Origin of the sequence: Enterovibrio nigricans DSM 22720 (genome assembly GCF_900167155.1) — a bacterium.
Taxonomy (GTDB): Bacteria; Pseudomonadota; Gammaproteobacteria; order Enterobacterales; family Vibrionaceae; genus Enterovibrio; species Enterovibrio nigricans.
The window spans coordinates 37,218-45,948 of sequence record NZ_FUXU01000035.1 but is presented as its reverse complement, the minus strand read 5'-3'; the positions used below and the strand labels follow the sequence as shown (position 1 = coordinate 45,948).

Here is an 8,731-nt window from a genome sequence, read left to right as displayed (position 1 = left end):
GCCTGAAACTCAGTATATTGCTTAAGAACCGAACAACTTTAGGCTGCCATGTCTTCCAACCGAATTAAGCAACAAAGCCTTGATAACGGTCTATACACCAATGAGGCCCCATAAAAGACCGCTGAGTTTCGGCCGTCAACATGAATAGGCAAAATGGGGGCTTTTGCTTTGGACGCCATGCGTAAAAATCCGCTATGCCATTCTTTGTCTTTCACCCCCCAAGGGCCAAATCGCGAGACTTCACCTGCTGGGAAAATAATCAGAACGCCTTCGCGCTGCAACCATTCATCAATCTTGCGTAAGTTTTCTTTTGGTGTCTTGCCCGACATGTTGTTGACCGGCAGTAAACACGTGTGCATTGGCTCAATTTGCATTAGAAGGTTGTTCGCGACCGCTTTAACATCAGGCCGGATTTCTCGAACCATCTTGAGCAGGGCTAACCCATCTAACGAACCTATGGGATGGTTTGCGATGATGACAAGGCGCCCAGTAGTCGGGATACGTTCCCGTTGCCTGTCGCTGGTGGTATAGCTAAAACGGAAGTAATCTAGCACCTGCTCAACAAATTCAAACCCTTTTAAGTAAGGGTATTTGATGGCGAAATCCTGAAATGCTTGCTCGTGGAGTAATCGACGCAACGTAGAGCTGACAGGACGTGCTAGCCAAGGCTTTCCGGCGATTGATGGATAATTTGCTGCGATGACTTCGTCAATATTGAACATGGATATCCTTTACAAAGTTAGCTGCATTCTGCCGTTTGGGTTTTCTTTGCGTTCATCGTGTCAGGCAAGGGAGCGACAAAAGCATCACTCTCGGCCAATAGTTCGCATTTTTCTGTCCAACGGATGAGCTGTAGTGAACCATCATGTCGTTCGAGTAATGCCGTGCAGTTTTCAATCCAATCACCATCATTGAGGTATAACTCGTCACCAAATGTTTTCAGATCCGGGTGATGAATGTGACCGCATACAATGGCATTTGCGCCTTTTCTACGTGCATATTGGATAGCCGCATTTTCGAACCGAGCAATAGCCACATTTGCCGATGAGACCTTGGATTTTATATACGAAGCGAGTGACCAATACGGAAACCCTAGGCGTTGACGAGCCCTTGACCACCAACGGTTCAAAAAGAGCAGCAAGTCGTAGCCTACATCGCCTGCAACCGCCGTTAAACGTTTGTGGCAAACGGCACTGTCAAACTCATCGCCATGTACGGCGATGATTTTTTTGCCCATTAAGGTTTCGTGTAAATGGCTCGCTCTTACTTCTATTCGTCCAAAATCGAACTTGAGGTATTGGCGAATCGTGGCGTCATGATTTCCGGGTATGTAGATAAGGCGAGTACCCTGATGGGCACGGTTCATTAACAATGAAATGACTTGGCTGTGGGTTTCCGGCCAGTGGTGGCTGGATTTCATCGAATAAAAATCAATAATGTCGCCAACCAAGATGATTGTTTCTGCTTCGTGTTGATTGAGGAAGTCGAGCAAAAAATGGGCTTTGCAGTCTTTGTTACCGAGATGAAGATCAGAGATCCACATTGTACGCACAGAGTTTGGGTTCATAAGCATAGGTTTGGTAATGAAACATAACGGTTTTTAATGACTGAAATCTACGCTACGTATCGACGATGAAAGTGTTCTTTCAACACGGTGACGTTGTTGTGGCAAAGTGATTGCAATCCAATGACATTGAAGGCAATGACACTGATAACGCAATGAAAAATGGGGAGTCGTTGTCGAATACATGTTCCCATTAAAATGAGAGAGCGGGCATGTTATGCTTTGGCAGTTTTTCGCATTTATACGGAATTTAATATGGCTCTGAAGTACGAAATCGTTCCTGTGACGGCATTTCAACAAAACTGTTCAATCATTTGGTGCGATAAAACCAATGAAGCGGCGTTGGTTGACCCGGGTGGCGATGTTTCTAAACTGGTAGCTAAGGTCAATGAACTGGGCGTGAAGGTGACGAAGGTCTTGTTGACTCATGGTCATTTAGACCACGTTGGCGGCACTGAAGAGATTGCCTCCGCGTACAACGTGCCAGTGATTGGCCCAGATAAGCAAGATGCGTTTTGGCTGCAAGCGTTACCAGCGCAAAGTGAGATGTTTGGTTTTGCGCGCACTGAAGCGTTTGATCCGACAGAATGGCTAAGTGAAGGTGATGAAGTCATGGTCGGGGAGAATAAACTTGCCGTTATTCATACTCCGGGTCATACGCCGGGCCATGTTGTCTTTTTCAGTGAAGAAGCGCGTATTGCTTGGGTAGGCGATGTGCTATTTAATGGCAGCATCGGCCGTACTGACTTTCCGAAAGGCGATCACGCAACCCTGATCAGTTCAATCAAGGAAAAGTTGTTCCCGCTGGGTAATGATGTCACGTTTGTTCCGGGTCATGGCCCTAATTCGACGTTTGGTAATGAGCGTAAGAACAACCCTTACGTTGCGGACGAAATGCCAATTTGGTAATGCGGTTTACAAACTGACCGGAATTCAAATGGTCACTCTGCGGGCGGCTTGTCCGCAGAGGCTAAGTATCTTCGGGTTAAGCCCACAAAATCGTTAAGAGGACGATCCAGCAAATCCTCGCTGACAAACACGTCATATCCCAGCAGTTCCCTTGTGTAAGACATCCTGTTAGCAAGCATCGCAATTAATCCCTTGTAGACCTTTCCTGATGCCGTCACATAAGGTTTGTCATCGAACATCATATCTTCTAGTTTAGAATTTATCGGCTCCTCTGCCCGCCGATAAGCACTTAGCAACAAACCGCGTTGTTCCATGATGATTTGGCTGGCAAGTCGAAAACTAATGCCATCAAGAAAAGGCTCGTAATTGTTTAATCGAATTCCTATCCAAGGCAGAGGCTGATGCCATCCGTCTTGCGACACACTGGGTACACCAATTTCTCGTATGTCCGACCATTTGACGCTCCATCCACCTTTACGGGTATGGTGCTGTATATGCATATCAGAAAGGGAGAAAGACAGCCTATGTTCATCAACGACTTTAGAAATATAGATACCAAGAGAGGCGATAAGCACTAATCCCATTAACGCGGGGAGTGTTTTGACCTGAGGAATGGTGACGATAAAAGCGAGCACGACAATGGCGAGCAGAATCACTGCAATGGTGAAATACTTACCGAGTCGTTGATGGGGTGGGTAAATTAGCTCTCTTTTTCTCACCAAGATGTCCGTTTCCTTCTTTCTGCCCGTTTTAAGCGTAGTACGATCAATTCTTATTAAAAGTGGTTGATGATATCTTGAACAAAATGTCGTTCGGTTTCTGACGGTTAGCGCAAGTTTTGCTGTCTATCTGCGTTAGAGCTACAAAAACCCTGCAAATTTTGGTATAAAGCGCGCTTTGTTTTTCACCCTGCTGTATTCAGGGGATGCTTAACACAGTGCATCGAAGTAGGACGATTTAATGAAAATCTCTCACAAACGCAAAGTTCAACTTAAGCTTCAAAAACACATTAAAACTGCAAAAGCAGCGGTTAATGTGTCAGTGAAAAAAGAAGCGGTTGTAAAGAAAGTAGCAGCGACTAAGCCTGCCGTTGAGAAAAAAGCAGAAGCACCAAAAGTGGTCGCGGATGTTTCTCTTACACCAAAGCAGCAACAAGTGCTTGATATTGTTCGTCAGAACGCAGAGGGTATCAACCCTAAAGGTATCGGCCTAGCTGCTGGCCAAGAAGACGCGAAAGCCGCTTCTTGGGCAACAGGCGCTCTGAAAAAACTGGCTGAAGAAGGCGTCGTTGAGCGCGTACAAGTCGGTTCAAAAGTGATTTACAAAGCGTTGTAAACACGAGAGTAAATTCAAAATTTTAACCAGCCTCAGGGCTGGTTTTTTTGTTGCTTATTTTGGTCTCAGTTTTCATGCTTGTTAACTTGATGTAATGCTTGCTGGTTGGATTTTTGGACATGGAAAGAAATTAAACGATCGAGGGCAAACTTCTAATTTATTCATGAGAGAAATGTAAAATATCAAATATAGTGAGTGTTAACTTGGACATTATCCTAAAAACAATAAAAGCAAACGGGACTTGCTATGACTGGATATTTGGATAGTACGGACACTAAAACCTCTTGCGTTATCAATTATGATTACACGCGATTTTTGTGTGAGTCAAACAAGCACAAACGCGCATTTTTCCACACATTCCTGATGCATCTCGTGCCTTGGAAATTTACACAAGGCAAAGAGGAAAGTAAGCGGTGCTTTCCTAGTGAAGAGTTTGCAAAAATAGCGAGTCAATCTCTCTCTTCGCTAAACAGTGATGTCTCCAACCTCATCACGCTTATCGAGCTAGCTCAAGCGCATAATATCCACCAGTTGAATATTATGTTGCCATACTCCCTCGATGAAACAGAAATCGCGAAAATCACCAAACATACTTCTGCGGATATTAAGCAGTTCAATGAAGATCGCGAGTATCTGCAAATCAGACTGTTATAACGACGTTTATAGCGTCACACCTTTGGTTACCAAGTATGTGGCGGCGATACCTGCTATCAGCAAAACGCTAAGAATGGCTTTGCTGCTGTTGCTGAATTTTTGCTCGCCTTTCTCCTTTTTTACAACCAAGTAGAACAGGATACCAGGAATGTAGAGCAAAGCGGCGAGCAGCAAATGATGGATTCCTGAAGCATAAATTAGCCAGAAACCATAAATCGTTGCCAGTGTGGAGACAAACTTCACTTTCAAAGTATGTCCTTCACCGTAGGCAACCTTCATAAGATACCCACCAACGAGCAGGTAGGGCACAAGAATCATCTCTGACGCGATGGTGAGTAGATCATCATATCCGCCGCCAATGGCATACATAACAAACAAACACAGTTGAATGACGATGCTGGTAAGCCATAGCGAGTTGTACGGCGTGCCATTCTCATTTACTTTCCCGAAGCACTTAGGGAACATCCCGTCTCTTGCTGCTGTGTACGGCGTTTCTGTGGCTAGCAGTGTCCAACTCAAATATGCACCGCTAACGGAGATGATAAGACCTACACCAATAAGAACCACGCCGGTTTGTCCTATCAACGCTTCAAGAATTTTGGCCGTTGATGGGTTTTGGTACTTTGCCAGCTCAGGTGTTGACACCACGCCCATAGAAAGCAGCGTTACGGAAACATAAAGAAATAAACAAATCAGCAGACCTAGGATGGTGGCGCGACCTACATCGGTCGCGCTTTTTGCTCGACTTGAGACCACAACCGCCCCTTCAACGCCGATAAACACCCACACGGTGATCAACATAGTCTGTTTTATTTGTTCAAACAGACTGGCTTTCCCTGGAATATTTGCGCCTGTGAAGTCAAACGTAAAGGTATGCCAGTGGAAGGCAAACAAGGCCACTATGATAAAGACGATGATAGGGATCAGCTTTGCGATAGTCGTAATGTAATTTACGATTGCGGCAGTTTGAACGCCACGTAACACCAAAGTGTGAACGAGCCAAATGAGTATTGAGGACAGCGCGACGGATAAAAGGGTGTTGCCATTACCGAATAAAGTGAACGTGCTTGTGTCGAAAAATAGCCCAAGAGTGCTGAACACGATTACCAAGTAGGACACATTCGCGACCGTTGCACTTAACCAATATCCCCAGGCCGAAAAAAAACCGATGAGGTCGCCAAAACCGGCTTGAGCATAGCCAAAAACGCCGCCTTTAATTTCTGGTTTAATTTGGATCAATTGTTGAAACGTTAGGGCCAAACAAATCATTCCAAACCCTGTGATGATCCAACCAATGGTCACTGCACCCGGACTTGCTACTGCCGCCATATTCTGAGGTAGGCTAAATACCCCTGCGCCAATCATCGAACCTATAACAAGTGCTGTCAGTGCTTTTAAATCCAGTTTATTGCTCAAAGTACAACCTAAAATAACGAACATGATAAGTGGGGGAAGTATAGTTAAAGTTGGTGCTTCAAGAATTACTCAGAAATGGGATTAATGATTGCAAGATTGTTTCTGCGTGAGAGGGTTGCTGGTGGGTGCTCAGGTTTTTGTACGTTCCAATTAAAACAGACAGTGGAACGCACTGGCGCAAAGGATAGCTTCGTACATTTGTAGGCTTTCGATTAGTGGAATTGTGCTGCAAATCCGTCAATGACAAACGCTGGCGTATCGCTGATCGCAGCCAGTTGTTCGACGGTTCTGAAGTCGTCTGTTTGGCCAAATGCAAGAACGACTGCCGACGTGTTGCTGGTCAGTGCTTTTTCCAAAAGGCTTAATGCGTTGTGTTGGTAGGTCGGTCTTGCAACACGGATTTGTTTTGCATCTATACCAGCCTGCGTCAGCAATGAAGCACTGAAGCCTGCGGGAGGGGCGATCAAAGTGATCCACTTGTTTGATTCACTAAGATTCTTTAGCAAGCGTAGTAAATACGCTAACTCACTCATGTTATCGCGATAGATTTTTACAGGAACCAAATGGTGAGATGTAACGTCACTGCTCACTATGTTCATGGGAGAGTGAATACGCTGAGAACCCGTTGCAACGCGTGCGTAGCAATCACGAACGACTGAACGAGTAAAAGGTGAGTTTTGTACTGAATGAGAGATCGCATGCGTCTGTTTCATGAAGATTCCTGTATGAATATCCAATACTGTATGCCTATACAGTAGTTTTATTTTCCGGTAAAAACAATAGCTAGAATGAAATAATCGAGATTCAGATCACGTAATTCGCCGAGTTACACGCCTGCAATTGGTTATTTGCCTGCATTGGCTCGCTTGTTATCATTGGCACTAAACGCATTCATGAGGAATAACACTGTATGGATCAGGAGTTTTGGTTCAGTCGCTGGGCTGAAAACAAGATAGGTTTTCACCTGTCAGACACCAATCCTTTGTTAATTAAATATTGGCCGATGCTTGACCCACAGCGTAGTGACGCTGTGTTTGTTCCTATGTGTGGCAAAACAGAAGATCTCAGCTGGCTAGCGACCAAGCACAATGAGGTTATAGGCGTAGAGCTAAGTGAAATAGCAGTAAGAGCGTTTTTTGCGGAGCATTTTTATACGCCGACGGTGACGTCTATTAGCCCGACATTAAAACGGTATGAGTTCGATGAGATCGCGCTATACAGTGGGGATTACTTTACTGCTCCGTTAACAAGCTATCCGCTGATTTATGATCGTGCTGCACTGATCGCGCTGCCAGAAGAGATGCGTACACGTTACGTTGAAAGATTGCTTGATTTGTTGGATCCCAAGGGGAAAATGCTGTTGGTGACATTAGACTACCCCCAAGACCAAATGGATGGGCCTCCATTCAGCGTGACAGCTGATGAAGTTAAGACATTGTTCGCTTCATGCAAGGTTACCCATTTGAATCGCGATGACGAGTGTGACAGGCCACCGAAAGGAAAAGCAGTGTCGTATTTTTCCGAAGAAGTATGGTTGATTGAAAAGCCATAAAAAATCGCCACCAGTAATGGTGGCAATTTTTCCTGTGTTCACAATGGCGGTTGTTTCTTGATTAGAATGTAACTTTTATTGCTGCCGCCGATTTAACTGCCTTCTCTATTGCCAAGTCGATGTCACCGTCTCTTGCCAGCGCGACGCCGAGACGTCGTTTACCATCGATGTCTGGTTTTCCAAACAGTCTTAACTGCGTGTCAGGTTGAGAGAGAGCTTCGGCAATACCACTAAACTGGATGTTTTCAGAACACCCTTCCGCTAATACAACGGCAGATGCAGACGGGCCAAATTGACGAATAGTACCAATAGGTAAGCCCAAGAAAGCACGCACATGCAATGCGAACTCGGAGAGATCTTGAGAAATGAGCGTGACCATTCCTGTGTCATGTGGGCGAGGTGATACTTCACTGAAGAGGACTTCGTCACCACGGACAAACAATTCGACACCAAACAAACCATACCCACCGAGTGCAGTGACGACTTTACGTGCCACGTCTTCTGCCGCCTGTCTCGCGGTATCACTCATTACCTGAGGTTGCCATGATTCACGGTAGTCACCGTCTTCTTGCCTGTGGCCAATAGGCGCACAGAAATGAATGCCATCGGCAGCACTGACTGTCAACAAGGTGATTTCATAATCAAATTGCACAAACCCTTCGACGATGACGCGACCTCGGCCCGTACGTCCGCCTTCTTGTGAGTAGTCCCACGCCGCTTTGATGTCAGCTTCTGTGCGAATAACACTTTGACCTTTACCAGAAGAGCTCATTACCGGTTTCACGACACAGGGCATGCCAACATTTGCAATGCCGCATTCAAGTTCATCCAGGGAGTCGGCAAACACATAAGGAGAGGTTGGTACACCCAGCGATTCAGCAGCCAGCCTGCGTATGCCTTCTCGGTTCATTGTTAGCTGCGTTGCGCGAGCGGTTGGTACAACGTTTAAACCGCATTGTTCAAGCTCGACCAGTTTATCTGTCGCGATGGCTTCAATTTCTGGCACCACGTAATGTGGTTTTTCCTGAGCGATGATGTCAGCCAGTGCGTCACCATCGAGCATGTCGACGACGTAGCTACGGTGTGCAACTTGCATCGCAGGCGCGTCGGCATATCGGTCGCAGGCAATGACTTCGATACCAAGACGTTGACACTCAATCGCAACCTCTTTACCCAGTTCTCCTGAACCAAGCAAAAGAACACGAGTAGCACCAGAGCGAGTAGCGGTTCCTAACATTATTTTCTTCCATCAACAACGAGAATTTGCAGATGATTTTACCCAAAGCAAACGTTTGCGCAAG

The 8,731-nt window shown here is 45.7% G+C and carries 10 protein-coding genes; 4 read left to right on the top strand and 6 right to left on the bottom strand.

Annotated features, from left to right (window positions below; genetic code table 11):
* Positions 1 to 38: 38 nt before the first annotated feature.
* Positions 39 to 722 carry a GNAT family N-acetyltransferase gene (locus B5D35_RS13385; protein WP_244556598.1) on the bottom strand — a complete coding sequence of 228 codons (684 nt, stop codon included), beginning with the start codon at positions 720 to 722 and terminating at the stop codon, positions 39 to 41.
* Between the two features lie 17 nt (positions 723 to 739).
* Complete coding sequence (locus B5D35_RS13380; protein ID WP_078753068.1) at positions 740 to 1,567, bottom strand: metallophosphoesterase; 828 nt, start codon at positions 1,565 to 1,567, stop codon at positions 740 to 742.
* Positions 1,568 to 1,819: 252 nt separating this feature from the next.
* On the opposite strand from B5D35_RS13380, the gene B5D35_RS13375 reads away from it, so the two are divergent.
* The gene (locus tag B5D35_RS13375) at positions 1,820 to 2,473 is read left to right on the top strand and encodes an MBL fold metallo-hydrolase (RefSeq protein WP_078753062.1); all 654 of its coding nucleotides are present in this window, start codon (positions 1,820 to 1,822) and stop codon (positions 2,471 to 2,473) included.
* 32 nt (positions 2,474 to 2,505) lie between these two features.
* On the opposite strand, the gene B5D35_RS13370 is transcribed toward B5D35_RS13375, so the two are convergent.
* Positions 2,506 to 3,192, bottom strand: coding sequence for a DUF2982 domain-containing protein (locus B5D35_RS13370; RefSeq protein WP_078753061.1), 687 nt, complete (start codon positions 3,190 to 3,192; stop codon positions 2,506 to 2,508).
* A gap of 241 nt (positions 3,193 to 3,433) precedes the next feature.
* Here B5D35_RS13370 and B5D35_RS13365 point away from each other — a divergent pair, with 241 nt between their 5' ends.
* Both B5D35_RS13365 and B5D35_RS24910 read left to right on the top strand, forming a co-directional pair.
* The gene (locus tag B5D35_RS13365) at positions 3,434 to 3,808 is read left to right on the top strand and encodes a MarR family transcriptional regulator (protein WP_078753060.1); all 375 of its coding nucleotides are present in this window, start codon (positions 3,434 to 3,436) and stop codon (positions 3,806 to 3,808) included.
* A 246-nt stretch (positions 3,809 to 4,054) separates the two neighbouring features.
* Positions 4,055 to 4,462: a hypothetical protein gene (locus tag B5D35_RS24910; protein ID WP_244556596.1), complete on the top strand. Its 408-nt coding sequence runs from the start codon at positions 4,055 to 4,057 to the stop codon at positions 4,460 to 4,462.
* Between the two features lie 6 nt (positions 4,463 to 4,468).
* On the opposite strand, the gene B5D35_RS13355 is transcribed toward B5D35_RS24910, so the two are convergent.
* Positions 4,469 to 5,878: a basic amino acid/polyamine antiporter gene (locus B5D35_RS13355; RefSeq protein WP_244556595.1), complete on the bottom strand. Its 1,410-nt coding sequence runs from the start codon at positions 5,876 to 5,878 to the stop codon at positions 4,469 to 4,471.
* Positions 5,879 to 6,090: 212 nt separating this feature from the next.
* The gene (locus B5D35_RS13350; protein ID WP_078753058.1) at positions 6,091 to 6,591 is read right to left on the bottom strand and encodes a hypothetical protein; all 501 of its coding nucleotides are present in this window, start codon (positions 6,589 to 6,591) and stop codon (positions 6,091 to 6,093) included.
* Positions 6,592 to 6,788: 197 nt separating this feature from the next.
* Here B5D35_RS13350 and B5D35_RS13345 point away from each other — a divergent pair, with 197 nt between their 5' ends.
* On the top strand, positions 6,789 to 7,430 hold the full coding sequence (locus B5D35_RS13345; RefSeq protein ID WP_078753057.1) for a thiopurine S-methyltransferase: 642 nt from the start codon (positions 6,789 to 6,791) through the stop codon (positions 7,428 to 7,430).
* A gap of 61 nt (positions 7,431 to 7,491) precedes the next feature.
* Here the strand turns inward: B5D35_RS13345 and purT are convergent, their stop codons facing one another.
* Positions 7,492 to 8,667: a formate-dependent phosphoribosylglycinamide formyltransferase gene (purT, locus tag B5D35_RS13340; protein ID WP_078753056.1), complete on the bottom strand. Its 1,176-nt coding sequence runs from the start codon at positions 8,665 to 8,667 to the stop codon at positions 7,492 to 7,494.
* Positions 8,668 to 8,731: the final 64 nt, after the last annotated feature.

Coding starts and splice junctions, on each gene's coding strand:
- B5D35_RS13375 (WP_078753062.1), top strand. CDS start 1,820: ATGGCTCTGAAGTACGAAATCGTTCCTGTGACGGCATTTCAACAAAAC.
- B5D35_RS24910 (WP_244556596.1), top strand. CDS start 4,055: ATGACTGGATATTTGGATAGTACGGACACTAAAACCTCTTGCGTTATC.
- B5D35_RS13385 (WP_244556598.1), bottom strand. CDS start 722: ATGTTCAATATTGACGAAGTCATCGCAGCAAATTATCCATCAATCGCC.
- B5D35_RS13350 (WP_078753058.1), bottom strand. CDS start 6,591: ATGAAACAGACGCATGCGATCTCTCATTCAGTACAAAACTCACCTTTT.
- B5D35_RS13345 (WP_078753057.1), top strand. CDS start 6,789: ATGGATCAGGAGTTTTGGTTCAGTCGCTGGGCTGAAAACAAGATAGGT.
- purT (WP_078753056.1), bottom strand. CDS start 8,667: ATGTTAGGAACCGCTACTCGCTCTGGTGCTACTCGTGTTCTTTTGCTT.
- B5D35_RS13365 (WP_078753060.1), top strand. CDS start 3,434: ATGAAAATCTCTCACAAACGCAAAGTTCAACTTAAGCTTCAAAAACAC.
- B5D35_RS13380 (WP_078753068.1), bottom strand. CDS start 1,567: ATGAACCCAAACTCTGTGCGTACAATGTGGATCTCTGATCTTCATCTC.